The organism is Streptomyces sp. 8N706 (assembly GCF_052245415.1).
GTDB lineage: Bacteria > Actinomycetota > Actinomycetes > Streptomycetales > Streptomycetaceae > Streptomyces.
In genome coordinates, this window is record NZ_JBQQBW010000124.1 from 1 (window position 1) to 18,391 (window position 18,391).

General features: G+C 73.0%; 16 protein-coding genes. 9 read left to right on the forward strand and 7 right to left on the reverse strand.

The annotated features are described in order from the left end of the window. From ACTWQE_RS29515 to ACTWQE_RS29530, 4 genes are all read right to left on the reverse strand, one after another. Positions 1 to 4,153, reverse strand: a 4,153-nt coding sequence (locus ACTWQE_RS29515) for an alpha-(1->3)-arabinofuranosyltransferase domain-containing protein (RefSeq protein WP_443332136.1), incomplete at its 3' end; no start/stop codon positions are given. After that, positions 4,150 to 4,890 (reverse strand): class I SAM-dependent methyltransferase, encoded by a 741-nt coding sequence (locus ACTWQE_RS29520; protein WP_443332137.1) that lies wholly within the window; start codon positions 4,888 to 4,890, stop codon positions 4,150 to 4,152. The genes ACTWQE_RS29520 and ACTWQE_RS29515, both read right to left, overlap by 4 nt. A 6-nt stretch (positions 4,891 to 4,896) precedes the next feature. After that, on the reverse strand, positions 4,897 to 6,078 hold the full coding sequence (locus ACTWQE_RS29525) for a glycosyltransferase family 4 protein (protein ID WP_443332138.1): 1,182 nt from the start codon (positions 6,076 to 6,078) through the stop codon (positions 4,897 to 4,899). Between the two features lie 382 nt (positions 6,079 to 6,460). Next, positions 6,461 to 7,513 (reverse strand): DUF3068 domain-containing protein, encoded by a 1,053-nt coding sequence (locus ACTWQE_RS29530; protein ID WP_443332139.1) that lies wholly within the window; start codon positions 7,511 to 7,513, stop codon positions 6,461 to 6,463. A 220-nt stretch (positions 7,514 to 7,733) separates the two neighbouring features. Here ACTWQE_RS29530 and ACTWQE_RS29535 point away from each other — a divergent pair, with 220 nt between their 5' ends. The 3 genes from ACTWQE_RS29535 to ACTWQE_RS29545 all read left to right on the forward strand — a co-directional run bounded on the left by ACTWQE_RS29535 (position 7,734) and on the right by ACTWQE_RS29545 (position 10,102). Then, positions 7,734 to 7,892 carry a hypothetical protein gene (locus ACTWQE_RS29535; RefSeq protein ID WP_443332140.1) on the forward strand — a complete coding sequence of 53 codons (159 nt, stop codon included), beginning with the start codon at positions 7,734 to 7,736 and terminating at the stop codon, positions 7,890 to 7,892. 6 nt (positions 7,893 to 7,898) lie between these two features. Beyond that, entirely contained in the window at positions 7,899 to 9,110 is a 1,212-nt protein-coding gene (locus ACTWQE_RS29540) for a PucR family transcriptional regulator (protein ID WP_443332141.1), read from the forward strand. Positions 9,111 to 9,367: 257 nt separating this feature from the next. Beyond that, positions 9,368 to 10,102, forward strand: a complete 735-nt coding sequence (locus tag ACTWQE_RS29545; RefSeq protein ID WP_443332142.1) for an SCO2400 family protein — start codon at positions 9,368 to 9,370, stop codon at positions 10,100 to 10,102. A gap of 122 nt (positions 10,103 to 10,224) precedes the next feature. Here ACTWQE_RS29545 and ACTWQE_RS29550 read toward each other — a convergent pair whose 3' ends face one another. Further along, positions 10,225 to 10,656 carry a MarR family winged helix-turn-helix transcriptional regulator gene (locus tag ACTWQE_RS29550; RefSeq protein ID WP_443332143.1) on the reverse strand — a complete coding sequence of 144 codons (432 nt, stop codon included), beginning with the start codon at positions 10,654 to 10,656 and terminating at the stop codon, positions 10,225 to 10,227. A 112-nt stretch (positions 10,657 to 10,768) separates the two neighbouring features. Here ACTWQE_RS29550 and ACTWQE_RS29555 point away from each other — a divergent pair, with 112 nt between their 5' ends. Beyond that, complete coding sequence (locus ACTWQE_RS29555) at positions 10,769 to 11,788, forward strand: NADP-dependent oxidoreductase (RefSeq protein WP_443332144.1); 1,020 nt, start codon at positions 10,769 to 10,771, stop codon at positions 11,786 to 11,788. Between the two features lie 375 nt (positions 11,789 to 12,163). Here the strand turns inward: ACTWQE_RS29555 and ACTWQE_RS29560 are convergent, their stop codons facing one another. Next, the gene (locus tag ACTWQE_RS29560) at positions 12,164 to 12,637 is read right to left on the reverse strand and encodes a cupredoxin domain-containing protein (RefSeq protein ID WP_443332145.1); all 474 of its coding nucleotides are present in this window, start codon (positions 12,635 to 12,637) and stop codon (positions 12,164 to 12,166) included. Between the two features lie 188 nt (positions 12,638 to 12,825). On the opposite strand from ACTWQE_RS29560, the gene ACTWQE_RS29565 reads away from it, so the two are divergent. The 3 genes from ACTWQE_RS29565 to ACTWQE_RS29575 all read left to right on the forward strand — a co-directional run bounded on the left by ACTWQE_RS29565 (position 12,826) and on the right by ACTWQE_RS29575 (position 15,300). Continuing rightward, entirely contained in the window at positions 12,826 to 13,455 is a 630-nt protein-coding gene (locus ACTWQE_RS29565; protein ID WP_443332146.1) for an RNA polymerase sigma factor, read from the forward strand. Continuing rightward, the gene (locus ACTWQE_RS29570; protein WP_443332147.1) at positions 13,448 to 14,374 is read left to right on the forward strand and encodes a hypothetical protein; all 927 of its coding nucleotides are present in this window, start codon (positions 13,448 to 13,450) and stop codon (positions 14,372 to 14,374) included. The genes ACTWQE_RS29565 and ACTWQE_RS29570 overlap by 8 nt, the downstream gene beginning before the upstream one ends. A 95-nt stretch (positions 14,375 to 14,469) precedes the next feature. After that, complete coding sequence (locus tag ACTWQE_RS29575; RefSeq protein WP_443332148.1) at positions 14,470 to 15,300, forward strand: EI24 domain-containing protein; 831 nt, start codon at positions 14,470 to 14,472, stop codon at positions 15,298 to 15,300. A gap of 178 nt (positions 15,301 to 15,478) precedes the next feature. Here ACTWQE_RS29575 and ACTWQE_RS29580 read toward each other — a convergent pair whose 3' ends face one another. Next, a complete protein-coding gene (locus ACTWQE_RS29580) occupies positions 15,479 to 16,405 on the reverse strand; it encodes an SGNH/GDSL hydrolase family protein (RefSeq protein WP_443332149.1) in 927 nt (308 codons plus the stop codon). Positions 16,406 to 16,859: 454 nt separating this feature from the next. Between ACTWQE_RS29580 and ACTWQE_RS29585 the strand changes: the two genes are divergently transcribed. Further along, positions 16,860 to 17,354, forward strand: coding sequence for a DUF3145 domain-containing protein (locus ACTWQE_RS29585; RefSeq protein WP_443332150.1), 495 nt, complete (start codon positions 16,860 to 16,862; stop codon positions 17,352 to 17,354). Positions 17,355 to 17,408: 54 nt separating this feature from the next. Then, positions 17,409 to 18,290 (forward strand): NAD(P)-dependent oxidoreductase, encoded by an 882-nt coding sequence (locus ACTWQE_RS29590; protein WP_443332151.1) that lies wholly within the window; start codon positions 17,409 to 17,411, stop codon positions 18,288 to 18,290. The last annotated feature ends 101 nt before the right edge of the window (positions 18,291 to 18,391 follow it).

The following is an 18,391-nucleotide window of genomic DNA, read 5'->3' on the forward strand; positions in this document are numbered from 1 at the left end:
GGGCCACCACGGCGAGTGCGGGCACGATCAGGGCCATCGGGCCCGCGATCAGGGCGAGGACGGCCGTCAGGGCCACCGTGCCGATCAGCGGCCCGGGGGCAGGCGGGGGTCGGTCGGTGGAGAGTCCCCTGCCGGGGTCGGGCGGCGGTCCGTTGGTGGCGAGCCCCCTGCCGGGGGCGGTCTCGCCGTCCGTCACGATCTCCCGGTCCGTGGCGGCCCCCGCATCCGGGGCGGTTGTGCCCGGGGCAGCAGCCCCCATGTCCCTGGCGCCCGCCACGCCGGAGACGGGCCGCCGACGGATGAAGGCCGACGCCACCAGAACCGCCACGCCCACCGCGCCACCGATCAGCCCGGCCTCGTACAGCCGCGCCGGCTCGTACTCCAGGGACACCGTTCCGCCTTCACCGGCCGGTATGAGCCAGGCCTGCTGCCAGCCGTCCAGGCGCAGCGGCGTCAACTCCCTGCCGTCCAGGGTGGCCTTCCAGCCGTCGTTGGCGTTCTCGTACGTCTGGAGGTACGAGGTCCCGCCCGCGCCGACCCGTACCGTGCGGCGGTCGCCGCGCCAGTCCAGCGCCTCGACCGGGCGGCTCTCCGCCGTCACCGCGCGAGGCTCACCCCGGGCCAGAGTGACATCGGTCAGCGCGAGCGGCCCCGCGTCACCGGCCTCCACGCGGTGGCGCCCGGCGGCCAGTCCCAGGCTTCCCTTCCCGGCCTCGCCCGCGCACAGCTCGACAGCGACCGGCCGCCGCTCGGTCAGATCCCGTACGAGACCGGAGGCCTTGGTCGCGTGCAGCGTGCCGTCGACCGCCAGCGGCGGTCCCTCACCGCAGGGCACCGAGAACCTCTCGTCGGGCCCCGGCCGTGGCACCCGCAGATCCTCCAGGGCGGGCACGTACACCTCGCTCAGTCCCACCGGCAGCTGCAACTGCGCGTCCGCGACCGGGTTGTGGACGGTGAGCGGCGCGGTGCGGCTGACGGTGATGTCGAGCCGGTCGGTGCGGATCGGGTCGAAGCGCGCCCGGCCGTCGCGGTCCACGCCTGCCGTCGCCGCCCCGTCCGGGGAGCTGATGAGGACCTCCTCGGGCCGGGTGGACACCCCGCCCGCCGCCGCGAAGACGATTTCACCGATCCTCTTCCTCCCCGGCCAGCGCAGATGGATGACGGGCCGGTCACCGGCGATCCACGCCGTCGTCAGATCGCCGTCCACCAGATTGCGCGGGCTGAGCGAGATGCCGGTACGGCTCGTGGAGTCGGCCGAGGCGGTGATCCGCTTCCGCTGCCCCGGTGCCACCCGGTCCAGCAGCCGGTCCAGCGCGTCGCCGGGCACGGCCAGCGCCTTGGCCGTTACGCGGTAGTCACCGGCGGCCGGGGTGCCGAACTGCCGGTGCAGGCCGACCTCCGCCGAGGCCGGGGAGAGCCCCCCGGGGTCGCTTCCGCGGTGCAGTGAGTACACCTCGGCGGGCGCGTCCGTGCGCTCCGCGTCCCGTGGCAGCGCCAGCAACCGCGTGACCTGCACACCCGGGACCGACACCGCCGAGAAACCGGCTCCGGACAGCCCGGGTCCGGCCTGCTGGGAGGCGAGGATCCGCACGCGCAGCCAACTCGCGTGACCGGCAGGCGCCTTGACGGCCTGCGGGGCGCCGTTGGGCTGCAACGGGCTGTCGGCACTGCCCCGGTCGGTCTCGACGCGGACGAGCGTGGGCGCCGCGCGCATGCCGTCCCCGGGCAGCGGCGTCAGCTGGATCGAGGACGGTACGGCGGTGCGCGCGGAGAAGTCGATCCGCAGCCACTCGCCCTCCGGGCGCCCCGGGCTGCCCTCCGCCCAAGCCGTGTCCGGGTTGCCGTCGAAGGCGTTCACCGGGTCGTACTGCGGCAGATGGAACAGCCAGTTGCCGCTGCTGGAGGCGGTCACCGACCGCGCGCCGCGCAGCACCGCCGTCGTCTGGTGCCCGGTCCCGCGGGCCGGGAGGATCTGCCGTGGCTCCGCCCCCGGGTCCTGGACGCTGCGGGAGTGATTCCGCTCCCGCGCCGTATAGGTGTAGGAGGTGTTGGAGTTGACGAGCCCGAAGCGGGTGTCTGCGCGGCGCAGCCCGTCCGCCACCGCCTGGAGCGCCGGGGTGGCGACGCCGGGGTGGCGGTCGCCGGTCAGTACGGCCGGACGGTCCCTCATCCCCGGGTCGGCGGACAGCTGGAGCAGCGCCTCCGGCCCGCCGCTGACGAGCGCGGTGGCGGCGGCGGGCCGCAGTGCGACGGGGCCTGGCCGTTCGCTCCGCCCCCCGGCCGGCTCGTAGATCTCCACCGCCTGCTGCCGGGGGAAGAGCCCCTGCACCTGGAGCGGGGTGTCGCCGGGGATACGGCCGCCGGTGAGCAGCGGACCGAAGCCGGTGACCCTGCGGAACCCGGATTTCTCCAGGGTGCGTCTCACGGTCTGCGGCGGTACGTAGCCGATCTGGTCCGGGTCGAGATCGTTGCGTACGACGACGGTGCGGAGTCCGGCGCGCGCCAGGAAGTCGCGCAAGCCCGGCACTTCGCCCCCGGACATCAGTGCCTGCTCGACGGCGTCCATCGCGCGGCGCGAGCCCGCGGTGCCGAACGGTACGTAGTCGCGCTGCGCCCACCGGGACTCGGCGAGCACATCCAGCGGCTGGTCGATGGGCGAGCCCCAGGTGTGGATGCCGTGCGCGGTGGCGGGCACGACGAGGGCGCGGTGGTCGTGCGCGTGGGTCTTCAGCCAGGCCGCGGCCCTGCTCCAGTGGCTCGGCAGCTTCTCGAACGCGCCGGGCTGGAGGATGCCGCCGTTGACGTACGGCCAGGCCAGCCCGGGGAGGACCAGCAGCGCGGCGATCGCGGGGGCGAAGCGGCGGCCCGGGAGCGGGCGGGTGCCGCGCCGTTCCGCGGCCACCGCCGTCAGATGGGCCAGCCCCAGGGCCAGCGCCAGGGCGAGGCCCGGCTGGAACTTGTAGATGTTGCGGAAGGGCCTGAGCGTCCCGTCGAGCCAGTCCCGTACGGCGCCGTGGAAGGGGCCGCCGAGCGCACCGCCGTATCCCGCCAGGGTGATGAGGGCGACGGCCAGCAGGGTGAGCAGCAGGCAGCGGCGCTCGGGCAGGTCCCGGCGGGCCAGGCCGCCGAGCCCGAGCGCGGCGGCGAGGGCGGAGGAGAGCACGGTGACGACGGCGCTGACCACGGTCCAGCCCGCGGGCAGCCAGGGTTCGCCGAAGTGCAGATAGGCGACCCAGTTGCCCGCGCCGCGCAGCATCTCGGTCACGGACATCGTGGCGGTGGTGGTGTCCGCCTGCTCGACGTACGGCATGAAGTTCTCGCCGTAGACGCCGAGCAGCAGCAGGGGCACCACCCACCAGGCGGTGGCGAGCAGGACGCCGGGGACCCACCAGGCGATCAGCGTGCGCTTGCGCGGCCCGCCGGGGCGGCTGAGCAGATACAGCCCGACGGGCAGCAGTGAGGCGAGGGTCGAGGCCGCGTTCACTCCGCCCATGAAGGGGATCAGCAGCGCGGAGCGGGCGGCGGCGGTCCGGGGGCTCCGGGTGCGGGAGGTCAGGGGCAGCAGGACCCACGGCAGCAGCGCGCCGGGCAGTGCGGCGGCCGAGGTCGAGCCGATGACGATGGTGAACGTCGGCCACAGCGCGTACGCGGCCGCGCCGAGCAGACGCGTTGCGGGGGTGCCCACGCGCAGCCGCTCGGCCAGCCGCGACGCCCCCCAGAAAGCGGTGGTGACGATGATCGACAGCCAGAGCCGTTCGGCCACCCAGACCGGGACGTGGACGAGGTCCATCAGCGCGTAGTACGGGAGCGTGGGGAAGGCATAGCCGATGTACTGGTCGGCGAGGCCGCCGAAGCCCGCCCGGTCGTGCCACAGCTCACCGAGGTCCCCGAGGAACCGCAGCGGGTCCAGGGGCACACCCAGCTTGGTCTCGAATGTGATCTTCCCCGGTGAGGGGGCGAGGAAGGCCGCGAGAACGGCCGCCCAGAACCAGAACAGCCGGCGGCGCGGTTGTGCGGGCGGCGGTGCGGGGCGGTGCCTCGCGGTGCGTCCGCCCGACCGGGGCCGTCCCGGCTCCCCCGGGGACGGCTCCCCCGGGGACGGCTCCCCCGGGGACGGGGGTTCGGGGTGGGGCAGCAGACTGCTCGAAGTCATGGCGACCGCCGGAGGATGAGGAGGAGGTTCCAGGTGGCGATTTCGCGCAGCCCCGGCACTCGCGTGACCACGTCCGGGAGGAACGGCCAGTAGCGGGAGCGGGCCGCGATCACGCTCACGTCGCTGCGGCCGCGTACGTGCCGGAGGGTGGGGCCGATGTGGATGGGGAAGAGGTTCTCGCCGAGGGTGTGCTTGGCGGTCAGCCCCGTACGCCGTCGGTAGCGCTTCCGTGCCCGGTCGGCGCCGAGATAGTGCCAGGGGGCCGTCTCGTGACCGCCCCAGGGCGAGAGCCAGTTGGTGAACGACACATAGATCAGCCCGCCCGGCCGGGTCACCCGCACCAACTCGCTGAGAAAGGTCGGCGGATCGGCCACATGTTCCAGGACGTTGGAGGAGAAGCACACATCGGCCGCGGCGTCGGCGAGGGGCAGCAGATAGCCGTCGGCGACCACCGCACCCTCGGGAAGCCGCCCCCGCGCGGAGAGTTCGCGCGGGTCGGGCTCGAAGAGATAGCTGTGCGCGCCGCGCCGGCGGAACTCCGCGGTGAAGTGCCCGCTGCCCCCGCCGACATCGACGACGACCCTGCCCGCCAGCGGACCGTAGCGCTCCAACTGGTCGGCGGCGTCCCGAGCGAGCAGCGTGTAGCAGGGGTCGGGTTCGGCCTGTTCGCGCAGGAACGCCCGGAAGAGCGTGAGGGATCTGCGCAGGGAGGGGTCCTTGAGGATGAGCTCCTGCACGGCCGGTCACCGCCCCGGCTGTGCGGCTCCGCCATGGGCCGTATACGCCTCGGCGGCCACGGCCCGGAACTGCCGGACCGTGGCGCTCCAGCGGTAGCGCGAGGCACGCAGAGCGGCGGCCCGCCCGAGGGCGGCCCGCCGCTCCGCGCTGAGCGCGAGGGTGCACCAGGCGGCGGCGAACGAGCTCTCACCGCGCGCCAGCAGCCCCGTCACCCCGGCCTCGACGGAGTCCCGCAGACCGGGGATGTCGAAGCCGACGGCCGGAGTCGCACGGGCCGCCGCCTCGGTGACCACCAGGCCCCACCCCTCGACGAGGGAGGGGTGGAGCAGCAGCCACGCCTCGCACAGCAGCCGGTGCTTCTCCGCCTCGGAGACCCGGCCGGTGAACACCACACCTGGCCCGGCCAGGGCCTCGAGCCGCTGCCGCTCGGGCCCGTCGCCGACGACGACGAGCCGCCCGCCGGTGACCGGGCGGACCCGTTCCCACAGCCGGAGCAGCAGATCGATCCGTTTGTACTCCACCAGCCGCCCCATGGCCAGGAACAGCGGCTCCGGGGACTTCGGACGGAGCGGGCCCGGCTCCTCGACGCCGTTGTGGACGACTCTGATCCGGTCCCGGGGAACACCGATGGCGTGTAACGCGGAGGCGGTGGAGCCGGAGACGGCGACCATGAGATTGCCGCGGTGGGTGCCGGCCAGGGCCCAGTGCTCCAGCCTGCGGCCGAGGCGGGCGGCGGGGCGGGGGTACCGCATCCCCCACAGGTCGGTGTGGACATGATTGACCAGGCACAGCGTGGGGCCGCGGTGCCAGAGCGGGGCGAGGTAGGGCATGCCGTTGCAGACCTCGACGAGCAGGTCGCAGTCGCCGACCTGCCGCGCGAACGCCCGCTTGGCGCGCAGGAAGTGGCCCGCGTCGCCGCCCGCGGAGACCACGCGGTAGTCGCGGTACGCGGCGGGTCCGCCGCACAGGAGCGTGACCTGGTGACCGTACGAGGTGAGGCCTTCGGCGATACGGTCGATCAGCAGTTCGGAGCCGCCTGCCGCGGGGTTGCCCAGGTCGCGACGGGCGAGGAAGACGACACGGCGGGGGAGGGGGGACGGGGAGGAGACGGCGGGGACGGGAGCGGCGGGCCGTACGAGTGTGGGGTTCCCCGGGCCGGAGGCCAGGGGAGGTACGTGCTGGGGCATATGAGCTCCAACTCGTCTCAGGGTGCGGAACCGATGGGGGGTGGGTGACGCGCTGCCGTCCGCGCAGGGTGACGTCCGGGGGGTGGTGGGCGGCAGGTGGCGTGGGGTGGATAGTTTTCGCCCCTCTGTTCGGTCCGGCTACTCACCGGGATGACAATTTCCGGCCCCGCGTGAGCTGACGAGTCATCATTTCGGTGTGTGTTCATTCCGGGCGGACGGGGCCCACGCCGCACCACGCGTCCGTCCTCCGCACCACGCGTCCTTGCCGGGCGGAGACGGGTGGGCTCTGGCCGGGCATGGACGGGGCGCATGCATGCGGGGCGGGACGACGCGTACGGCGACGGCAGCCCGGCTGCGGCGGTCGGGTCGCGTACCGGCGTTGTCAGGCCCCCGGCTCCCCGTGGACGACGCCCGCGGTGCCGTCGGCCGGGGGCGGTGACGTTCGGGTTCCGGATGGACGGCGGCGGCGGACCAGCAGGGCCGCCCCGGCCGCGGTGAACGCGGCGCCCGCGGCGCTGCCACCCAACGGCACCGTCCGGTCGAGGAGTTCGAGCCTGCCGCTGTCCGCGGACGCCAGATCCACCTGTGTGCGCTGGGTCGCGTCGGTGAACTCCAGCCTGCCGCTCCGCAGCAGGGTGACCGCGTCGCGTCTGCCGCCGGGCGCGCGCAGCGTCTTCCTCGGCGCGATCACCGCGTTGATGATCCGGCCGGTGCGCCGGTCGGCGACCAGCTCGATGCCGGTGTTGGCGTACCACTCCTCGGCCAGGACCTGCCCCCGCCCCGGACGGCCGACCAGCAGCCCCGGCACCTGACGGCTGCCGGTCCTGGTCGGCTTCACGGTCCCGGTGAAGCGATAGCCCTCGTACCCCTGGACCTTCGTGGTGCCCGCGAACCGGAGGGGAACGGTGGCGCCCAGCGTGCTGTCCCACCAGCTGTAGCCGCGCTTCTGCAGATCGAAGGGGAACTTCAGGTACGCCTCGCCGCCGAAGGCCGGGCTCTCCTCGCAGCAGTGCACCGGCAGATTGGTACGGCGGTCGGTGACCCACCGCTCGGTCGTCCACTGGAGCGATCTGCGCGGATCTTTCAGCGGCAGTGTCCGCGGGGTGTCGATGGCCGTGGAGACGTCCCACACCGCCCTGCCGCTGCGCTCGCTGTCGGCGACATCGCCCAGCACCCGGCGGGTGACCGTGATCCTCTGGTTGTCCTTCACGGCCAGGGCGTCCACGTCGAAGTAACTGCCCCGGCCGGTGAAGACCGTGGTCACGTCCACATCGATGGGGGTACGTTCCGCGCGCGGCCCGACGTACCGGACCAGCAGCGCGGAGAGGACCAGCAGGAAGACCCCCGCTCCCAGGAGGAGCAGGGGCAGCACCGGCGGGGGCGGCCGTAAGCGTCCTGGTGAGGGGCGGTCGCCGGGTGAGGAGGAACGGCGCATACGGCACTCCTGGGGGGCGGGGGTGTTCCGAGCGTGCGCGTTCAGCCGCGGGGAGCCGGGCCCGCGGCGTCGCGCCGGCCGGCCACCCCGGAGGGGCTATGGCCGGGAACCGTAGGCCGACACTTGACGGAGTGTCAATGCTGCTCTCACACTGGCGACCACCGGGCCGGGCCGGTGCGCTGGACGTCCTCCCTCACCGAGCAGAGAGGCTCGCCGTCCCATGCACAGATTGCTCGCCGCCGCCCTGACCTGTGTGGCCGCCGCGGCCCTGGCCGCAGGGGCGGCTGCCGGAATCGTCGCCGCCCTGGACGCCACCCCGGAACAGCCGAACGTGCCGCTCGTGTCCTTCCCGGACGCGCCGCCGTCCCCGGGGCGGTGAACGACCGTGGCCGCGCGTTCGGCCTGGCAGGACGTACCACGATTACGCGTCCGGCAGTTCGCCTCCCTCGCCATGAAAGAAGTCCCCGAGCTGGCCCAGGACATCCTGCGCGAAATCCGCCGCGAGTACCCCGGGCTCCCTCTCGTCGTCGACGAATCCGGCGAGCCGATGGCCCTGGTGGGCATCCGGCGGGCGCTGGAGCACTTCGTCGAACACCTGGCCCGCGGACGCGGAGGGCCGAGCGTCCACCCCGAGGTCTTCCAGGACTTCGGGCGCGGAGAGGTGCTCCAGGGCCGCAGCCTCGACTCCCTGCAGGCGATCTACCGCCTGGGCGTACGGCTGGCCTGGCGCCGCCTCGCCGAGATCGGACAGGAGGCCGAGATCCCGCCGCCCGCCATGTACGAACTCGTCGAGTCCGGCTTCGAATACCTCGACGGGCTCGTCGCCCAGTCCGTACGCGGCCACGCCGAGGCCTTCGCGCGGCAGGCGGGCGAGCGGCTGCGGCTCCAGCGCCGTCTCATGGAGCTGCTGTTCTCCGAGCACCGCGCCGACCCCACCGACGCCCTCACCGAACGCGCCGCCAGGATCGGCTGGCGGCTGCCCTCCCAGGTCGCCGTGGCGGTGCTGCTGCGCCCCGCCCGGGAGGCCGTCGCCCCGGCCGTGGGCCCGGACGTGCTCCTGGACATGGAGTTGGAACAGCCGCGCATGGTCGTACCGGAGCCGGACGCGGCCGGCCGGGCGGAGCTGCTGCGCCGTGCGATGACGGGATGGTCGGGTGCGATCGGGCCGCCGGTGCCGCCGGCCGAGGCCGCCAAGTCCTTGCGCTGGGCCGCGACCGCGGTGCGGTTGATGGACCGCGGTCTGCTGCCGTCGGGGCAGGTGCTGCACTGCACCGAGCACACCGAGGCGCTGGTGCTGCTGCCTCCGGAGGAGCTGATCGAGGACCTTTCGCGCCGCCGTCTCGCGCCGCTCGCCGCACGCGGTCCCGCGCACGGCCGCCGGCTCGCCGAGACGCTGCTGGCCTGGCTGGAGACGAGGGGCGGCGCGCCGGAGGTCGCCGCCCGGCTGGGGGTGCACCCGCAGACCGTCCGCTACCGGCTGCGGCAGATCCGGGAGCTCTGGGGCGACGATGTGGACGATCCGGACCGCCGCTTCGAACTGGAGCTGGTGTTACGGGCACAGCGGCTGCGCGGAGAGCTGGCGGAACCGGAAGGGTAGCCGCGGCCCGGAGTGACAGGCGGAAAACGGGTCGTAGAGCCGAATCGGAAGCGGAAGCGGAGGGAACGGCGGAACCGGAGCAATAGGATCCGCCGGTGCCCGCGACGGGCGTCGGAACTTCGGCATCCGGTCCCTGCCGTTGGGGGTATCGGTCCGCATCTGTCGGCGTTTCCGTCATCCCGGCGCGCGGGCCGACACGGAATCCTCACAGGATGCCACTTCATTCGTTACCGGCGGGCACATAACCTGCGGGCGCCATGGATTACTGCTCCTTCTGCCAACGGCACCTCAACGGCGCGCTGTCCTGCCCCGGGTGTGGCGCGTCCATCGAGGACCTCGCGCCACGCCGCGAGGCGCCCGCGGCCGAGGAGGAGCCCGCGCGGAACGAGCCCTCCGAACCGGCGGGGCGGCGGGCCGAACGCCTGGCCGCCCGGGACCGCCGTGCCGGGCGCGGCGGCCACCGCGGCCGGCGAGAACGCCCCTCGCGGGGCCGCCGGGGGCGGCGCGGCCGGGGCCGCCGGGTCGCGGGCGTCGCCGCGGTGCTCGGGCTCGCGCTGGTGGTGCTGACCGTGGCCGAGGTCGCCACCGAGGGAAGCCTTCCGACCCCCTGGGGCAACGACTCCGCCGCGAATGTGTCGGAGGACCCGGCACGCAGCCGGAAACCGAGCGCGCCGGGCGGTTCCGCCGACGCGTCACCGACCTCCGACGGCGGCGGGCCCAGCGCCGACCCCTCGGAGAGTGCGAGCTCCAAGGACAGCGAAGAGAAGGCCGAGCGGAAGAAGAAAGGTGAGAGCAGCGGCCCGCCCAGCTCCCGGGACACCCCTTCGGCGAACCGCAGCACCCCCGCCTCCGACCCCGCGACGCAGGCGCCTCCGCCGCCGCCGAAGTCCTCGGCACCACCGGCCCCGGCCCCGTCGTCCACGAAACCCCCGCCCCCGCCCCCGCCCGAACCGCGCCCCACCTGCACCCGCTTCCTGTGGTGGTGCAGCTAGGGCGTGTTTCAGACGTAGCGCCGAGGGCGCCGTCCCTGTGCTCGGGCCGCGAAGGGTGCGGAACGCTCCGGTGGAGAGTCCCGCAAGGGCCTCCCGGGCGGAAGAAGTGCCCGGCGGTGCGGTCAGGTGCCCTCGGCGCCGAGCATCCGGCGGAGCAGGTCGCGCAGCATGGTCCGCTCCTCGGCGGACAGCTCCGCGAGCGGCTCCCTGGCGAAGTCCAGCGCGTCGCGCAGCCGGGAGGCTGTCGCCCGGCCCTCGTCCGTCGGCGCGGCCAGCTTTACCCGGCGGTCGGCAGGGTCCGGCCGGCGCTCGACGAGACCGCGGGCCTCCAGCCGGTCGACGATACCGGTGACATTCGAGGGCTCGCACTTGAGCCTCTGAGCTATCCGGCGCATGGGCATCGGCTCCTGGGAGAGGAGTCCCAGCACCCGCGCCTGGGAGCCGGTGAGGGCGTACTCGGCCGCGGCTTCCTCGTACTCGTCGTGGTAGCGGGCCATGACGGTGCCGATGAGCTCGACGACCTCGCGGGTCAGGGGGTCGGGGCGAGTGGCCATGGCGGCCAGGTTACCGGTTTACTTGACAACCTAAAACATCTAGGCGCATGGTTGTTTATGTTCCTGAAGCATTGCCCTCAGCGAAGCTGGGGCAGAAGGAGGCGTCCGCCCCATGTCCGAACTGCCGAAGACCGGCCGTGAATGGCACCTCGTCGCACGCCCGCACGGCTGGCCGAAGCCGGAGGACTTCGCCCTCCGCGAGGCCGCGATCCCCGAGCCCGGCCCCGGCCAGATCCTGGTCCGTAACACCCATATGTCCGTGGACCCGTACATGCGCGGCCGGATGAACGACGTGAAGTCGTACGTGCCGCCCTTCCCGCTGGACGGGCCGATGGACGGGGGTGCGATCGGACGGGTCCTGGCCTCGAACGCCGAGGGCATCCAGCCCGGCGACCACGTGCTGCACGGCCTCGGCTGGCGGGAGTACGCCGTCGTCGACGGCGCCCACGCCGCGAAGGCCGACCCGGATCTGGCCCCGCTCAGCGCCTACCTCGGCGTACTCGGCATGCCCGGCCTCACCGCCTACTCCGGTCTGCTGGAGGTCGCCTCTTTCGAGGAGGGCGACGCGGTGTTCGTCTCCGGCGCCGCGGGCGCGGTCGGCAGCCAGGTCGGCCAGATCGCCAGGCTGAAGGGGGCCTCGCGGGTCATCGGCAGCGCGGGCTCCGCCGACAAGGTCAAGCTGCTCGTGGAGGAGTACGGCTTCGACGCCGCCTTCAACTACAAGGACGGCCCGGTGGCCGAGCAGCTCAAGGAAGCCGCCCCCGACGGCATCGACGTCTACTTCGACAACGTCGGCGGCGAGCACCTCGAGGCGGCGATCAGCTCCCTCAAGGTGCACGGCCGTATCACCGTCTGCGGCATGATCGCGCAGTACAACGCGACCGAGCCGACCCCCGCGCCGCGCAACCTCGCGCTGGTCATCGGCAAGCGGCTCCGGATGCAGGGCATGCTCGTGAATGACCACGCGGCGCTCCGGCCGCGGTTCATCGAAGAGGTGTCCGCCTGGATCCGCTCCGGGGAGCTGAAGTACCGCGAGACCGTCGTCGAGGGCATCGAGAACGGCGTCGAGGCCTTCCTCGGAATGCTTCGCGGCGAGAACACCGGAAAGATGATCGTCGCTCTCGGCGACTGACCCTTCGCGGCACACCGTTGGGCTCGTACCCCCGGCCGTCGCGGCCGGGGGTACGAGCCGCGGTACGCGTCGTATACGGCACTCCTGTCGGTGCGGCGGGGCGTTCGTACGGCACCGCTCCGGGGACAGCGTCGGTCGGTGGGTGGCGCTCGTTACGGCACCGCCTTCGAGGTCACGCGCTTTCTCACGCGCTTCGTACACGCACGAGTTCGGACACGCACGCGAGCTCGTAGCGCCCGCTCCCGGCGAGCCCGCAGCCCGCTCCCCGCTTCCCCGCAGAGCCGCGTGGCACCCTGCGGGCATACGGCCGGCCGCCCGGAGTGGGCGACCGGCCTCTCCGTGGGCTGAGCCCCGCCCCTGGGAGACCGGCGGAGCTCAGTAACCGTAGCCCCCGGAGGTGTCCCCGTCCGAGGGGCTTCCGGTGCCGCCCACGGTGATCTGGGTCTTCATGCCCAGCCCGGTGTGGTTGTCGACGGGGCAGGTGACCTGGTAGGTGCCCTTCTTCAGCGTCACCTTCAGCGTCGTGGACTGCCCGGGCCCGACCGTCGTGCTGCGCTGGCCCTCGCCCTGTCCCCGGACCTCCATGGCGTGCGGGTGGTGCCCGTCGTTCGCGGCGACGAAGGTGTAGGTGCCTGCCGTGAACGTCTTCGTGGCCATCTGGAAGCGGTAGTCGGTCATCTTCACGTCCACCCGCGTCGTCTTCGGCTGGCCGCTCATGGGGGGCGTCGACGTCGTGGATCCACCGCCACCGCTGGACCCACCGCCTCCGCAGGCGGCGAGCACGCCCGCCATCACTCCGGCGGCGATACCCGCGCCGAGGCTCCTTCTGACGGTCACGATCCTCGCCATGGCTCGGCCCTCCGGCCCTCCGGACTTCACGGCATTCCCGGTCCTGCACTGGATACGGGAGAGCCGCCCTACGGGATTGGCCGGACGGAGGAGAATGGGGGGAGGTGCCGGTCATGACCCCGTACGTCCCCCGCCGTGCCCGCCGGGCAATCCCCTCGGTGGCCCCGTCCGTATCCAGGGATATGAGGATGGGGCTTCCCCTCGGGCGTGCCGCGGACGAGACGCTGCTGGCGGGCCTCACGACCGGCGACCCCGAGATCGCCGTCGCGTTCGTGCGCCGCTTCCAGCGCACGGTCTACGGTGTCGCGATCGCCGTCGTCAGCGACCCCCAGCTCGCCGAGGACATCGCCCAGCAGACCTTCGAACGCGCTTGGCGGCACGCGCAGATGTACGACTCCCGGCGCGGGTCGGTCAAGACATGGCTGACGGTCATCGCCCACAATCTGGCGATCGACACGGTCCGTACCCGTAAGCCCACCCCCGTCGCCCCCGAGGATCTCGACTCCCTCCTCGACATCGTGAGCGACACACCCGAGAACCGGGCCGTCGCCGACGAGACGGCGGCGCGGATACGGGCGGCGGTGGCGCGGCTGCCGCGGGAGCAGGCACGGGCCTTGGTGATGGCGGGGATCTACGGGATGACCGCCCGGCAGGTGGCGGATTTCGAGCGGATTCCGGTCGGCACGGCCAAGACGCGTATCCGAGCCGCGATGGCGAAGCTGCGCACAGCTCTCGGCGCCGGGCAGCTCGGGGCGGGGACGCCCGGTGCCGGGCCGGACGGCGTCGCCGGGGCATCGAAGCGAGACGATCATGAGTGACCTGACCTGCGAAGAGCTGAGGCATCTCGGCGCCGAGCTGGCGCTGGGCATCCTCCCCGGCCAGGAGCGGGCCGCTGTGATCGCCCACCTGGACCGGTGTGCCGGCTGCCGGGAGCAGATCGAGCAGCTGACGCTCGCGGGCGACGGCCTGCTGAGCCTGCTGCCGGGCAGCGAGCCGCCCGTCGGGTTCGAGAAGCGTGTCCTCACCCGCCTGGGGCTGTCCGGCCGGGGGTCCGGCCGGGGCGTCTCCGGACGGTCCGGACGGCGGGCCTCCGCCGAGGCGCCGCCCACCCACCGGCCGCCGGGCGGGGCGCGGCTCCCGCACCGGCCTCCCCGTGGGGCACCGTCCCCCCAGCGGCCTTCCGATGAGCAACGTGCCCGCGGGCGCTCCGGCGAGGCACCGGCCCCGTCCCGGTCCTCGGGCGAGGACGTACCGCCGTACCGGTCCTCGGACGAGGTACCGCCCGTCCATCGGCACCGCCGGCCCCGGCGGCGCAGGTTCCGGGCGGCGGTGGCCGCGGCGATCATGGCGATCGCGTTCGGCTTCGGCGGCTGGGCCGTGGGCACCGCCCTCCAGGACGACCCCGCGCAGCCGTCCGCCACCTCCCGGGCCACGGTGATGAGGGCCGACTTCACCGCCGGTGACCAGCACGCCGGGCAGGTCTTCGCCCACCCGGACCCGGGGGGCTGGGTCTACATGTCCATCGACCTCGACTCCTACCCGGCGGAGGGCAAGGTCTCCTGTCAGCTCGTCCGCACCGACGGCAGCACCGTCCCCGTCGGCTCGTTCACGCTGAAGGGCTACGAGGCCTACCACGGCTACTGGGGCGCCCCCGCTCGGGTCGACCCCTCCACCCTTGCGGGCGCTCGTCTGGTCGGAGCGGACGGCGCCGTCCTCGCCACCGCCCGCTTCGACTGATCCGGCCGACGGCGTCCGACCGGCATGCGGTGACCGGCCCCGGTCGCCGGCATCCGCCCGGCGTGCGGCGATGACCGGACCGATAGGCTGAGCCCATGCGTGATCTTCGGGCGGGGTTCGGCTACTTGGTGAAGGGCCAGCGCTGGGCGGCCGCACACGGCCGGTGGTGGGCCTTCGGGCTGCTGCCCGCCCTCGTCACCCTGGTGCTGTACGGCGCGGCGCTCGTCGGACTCGGGTTCTGGGCCGACGATCTGACGGCCTGGGCCACGCCCTTCGCCGACGACTGGGGCTCGCCCTGGCAGGTCCTCTTCCGCGGCTTCCTCGTCGTCCTGCTGTTCGCCGCCGTGCTGCTGTTCGCCGTCCTCGCCTTCACCGCCCTGACCCTGCTGATCGGGCAGCCCTTCTACGAGTCGCTCTCCGAGAAGGTCGACCTCTCCGAGGACGGCACCGCGCCCGAGTCCGGACTCCCGTTCTGGCGCGAGCTGTTGATCTCCGCCCGGGAGAGCCTGTCCGTCCTGGTGAGGGTGGCTCTCTACGGGATGCTGCTCTTCGCGCTGGGCTTCGTCCCGCTCATCGGGCAGACACTGGTACCCGCACTCGGCTTCTGTGTCTCCGGCTTCTTCCTGACCGCGGAGCTCACCGCCATCGCCCTCCAGCGCCGCGGCATGCGTCTGAGGCAGCGCCTCGGCCTGCTCCGCGGACGCCGGACGCTGGCCCTCGGCTTCGGCGTACCGCTCGTGCTGCTCTTCCTTGTGCCCCTGGTGGCGGTCTTCCTGATGCCGGGCGCGGTCGCCGGAGCGACGCTGATGGCGCGGGACCTGGTGGCGCCGGAGAGCGGACAGGACGGCGAGGACGGCGAAAACGAGCAGGACGGCGTACGGGTCGCCCTGTTCAAGAGCGGTCAGGACGCGGCACCCGGCGCGTGAGCCAGGCGCCGCGCCCCGCCATCCCTCAGGCGGCGCTCTGTCCGGCGCTCAGTGCGGCAGGGTGCCGGTGCCGTCAGCGTGACGGCCGCACGCACCTGCGCGCCCGTGCACGACCGTCCGGGGGCGTAGGACAACGGCGCCGGAGCCGGGCCGGAGCCGGGAGCCGGAGCAGTCGGCGCTAAGTGACCGGCTGCTCCGCCGTGATCGCGCGGTATGCCATCTCCGCCAGCCGCCTCTGACCGTTCCTGCTCGGGTGGAACCAGTCCCAGGTGCTCAGCTGCTCACCGGTGAAGAGGTAGCCGAAGACCGCCCCTCCGTCGTACCGGCACAGCGGGTCCTTGCCGCAGACGTCCTTCAGCGCGGTGTTGTACCCGACCACCCGGTCGTACACCTGCTGCCGCCGCGCCGTCGCCGCCTGGTCCATCGCATCCGGCTCGCTCAGCATCGAGGAGCAGATCCCCAGCCTCCAGACCTGCTTGCCCAGCGGATTCCGCCGGCCCTCGGACCACAGCCTCTTCAGGTCCGGGATGCTGGTCACATACACCTGTGTCTTGGGCAGGGCGCGCCGCAGGGTCCTCAGCGACGACGCGAAGTCCGAGCGGAAGGTGGCGACCGGGGTCATCAGGGCGGTGCTGTCGCGGCAGGCGTCGTTCGCGCCCAGCATCACGGTCACCAGCTCCGGCCTGTGCGCGACAGCCGCGGTCACCTGTCGGGGCAGGTCGGCCATCCGCGCTCCGCTGTGCGCGTAGTTCCAGCTGCGACCCTCAGGCTTCTTCAACAGCCGCTGCGCCAGGCTCCGGACCCGCGGGTCCGTGCCCGTGGCCCAGGAGGCCTCGGGGCAGTCGGCGAGGACGAGGCAGGCGTCGAAGCCCCGGGTGATCGAGTCGCCGAGCGCCGCGATGGAGCGGGGGCTGGTGTCCCAGACGGGGGTGGGCTTGGGGCGGGGGCTCCCGGTGGCGCGGTGCCTGCCACCGGAGGAGTCGTCACCGCTGTCACAGCCGGTGAGCCCGGTGAGCACGGCCACCGCGGTGAGTGCGGCGGCCGCGGCCCCGGTACGCGTCCGGCCGGCGCGGCTCCGGTTTCCGCGTCGGTAGGTGTCCCGCATCCCAGCTCCCCTCGAGCGGTCGGCCGCTTCCTCCCGCTTTCCTCCCAGGGGGACGTATTGGGCCGCTCGGGCGTTCCCCGTTCGGAGGTTTCGTGCCGTCCCCGCGAGTGAATGCTTCGCGGATATCCCTCCGGGACCGACGGTACGTCACCCCTCGGGCCGTGCCGCACGGTAGCTTTTCCCCGTGGCAGTCGGTCTGCTGCGCCTTGGGGCAGTGGCCTGACGGTCAGTCGACCCAGCTGAGCGTGTGTACCTCGGGAACCGTTGCATTACATCACGTCACATACTGCCCCTTTTGCTGAGATTTACTCCCCATGGTGTTTACTGCACGTAACCTCGGGAGTTGGTACGGAAGTGACTTTTCGGGCAGAATGTCAGGTGTTGTCCTGAACGCGACCGGTACAGGCACGAGGCCGCTGGGGAAGGCGAACCTCGTCCCACACTGGAGGTCCGGGTGACGACACGTGGAGTTCTGTACGTGCACTCCGCACCGCGCGCGCTGTGCCCGCACGTCGAATGGGCTGTCGCGGGCGTGCTCGGCGTGCGCGTCAATCTGGACTGGATCAGACAGCCCGCCTCGCCCGGGACCTGGCGTGCCGAGTTCTCCTGGCAGGGCGAGCCGGGCACCGCGTCCAAACTGGCGTCCGCGCTGCGCGGCTGGCATCTGCTCCGCTTCGAGGTGACCGCCGAGCCCTGCCCGACAGCCGAGGGCGAGCGGTACAGCTCCACCCCTGAGCTGGGCATCTTCCATGCCGTCACCGGCATTCACGGCGACATCCTCATCCCCGAGGACCGGCTGCGCGCCGCGCTGCTCCGGGCGGGCCGCGGCGAGACCGAGCTCGAGACGGAGATCGCCAAGCTGCTCGGCAAGCCGTGGGACGACGAGCTGGAGCCGTTCCGTTACGCGGGTGAGGGCGCGCCGGTCCGCTGGCTGCACCAGGTGGTCTGAACGTCGTCTCCGCGGTCTTGGCTCCGGGCGGTCTCCAGGCCGTAGCGTGCCGATATGGCTGACAACACCTCAGTAGCAGTGCTGGGCACCGGCATCATGGGTGCGGCGATGGCTCGTAGCCTCTGCCGCGCCGGGCTGGACGTACGGGTCTGGAACCGTACCCGCGACAAGGCCGAGCCGCTCGCCGCCGACGGGGCCCGTATCGCGGACGATCCGGCCGCGGCCGTCGAGGGCGCCGATGTCGTTCTGACCATGGTTCACGACGGGCGGGCGGCGCTGGACACGGTGCGGTCCGCCGCCTCCGCCCTGGCCTCCGGGACCGTATGGGCCCAGACCACGACGGCGGGACTCGACGCGCTCGAACCGCTCGCCGCCTTCGCGGCCGAGCACGATGTGGTGTTCGTCGACGCCCCGGTCCTCGGGACCCGGCAGCCCGCCGAGAACGGGCAGTTGACCGTACTGGCCGCCGGGCCGGAGGAGGCCCGTCCCGCCCTGGCGCCGGTCTTCGGCGCGATCGGCAGCCGTACCGTCTGGATCGCCGACGACGGTGCGAGCGGCGCGGCGACCCGGCTCAAGCTGGTCTGCAACAGCTGGGTGCTGGCCCTCAACAACGCCACCGCGGAGGCCTTGGCCCTCGCCGAGGGTCTGGGCGTCGAACCGCAGGCCTTCCTCGAGGCCGTCGAGGGAGGCGCGTTGGACTGCGGATACCTTCGCGCCAAGGCGGCGGCCATCATGAGCGGCGACTACACGCCGAACTTCACCGTCGCCACAGCAGTGAAGGACGCCCGCCTCATCGTGGAGGCGGGCGAGCGGGCCGGTGTACGGATGGACCTGGCGGCCGCCGGTGCCGAGCGGCTCGGCCGGGCCGAGCGGTCGGGCCACGGCGACGAGGACATGGCGGCGAGCTACTTCGCCGGATTCACCCGGGAGGACTGAGAACCCGCGCCCTCGCGGGGGCTCCCCCGGCCCGGCCCCTCCTCGGCCGGCATGGGTCACGCTGCCGCCCCGTGCCCGTGCACACAGACGCCGATGACCGG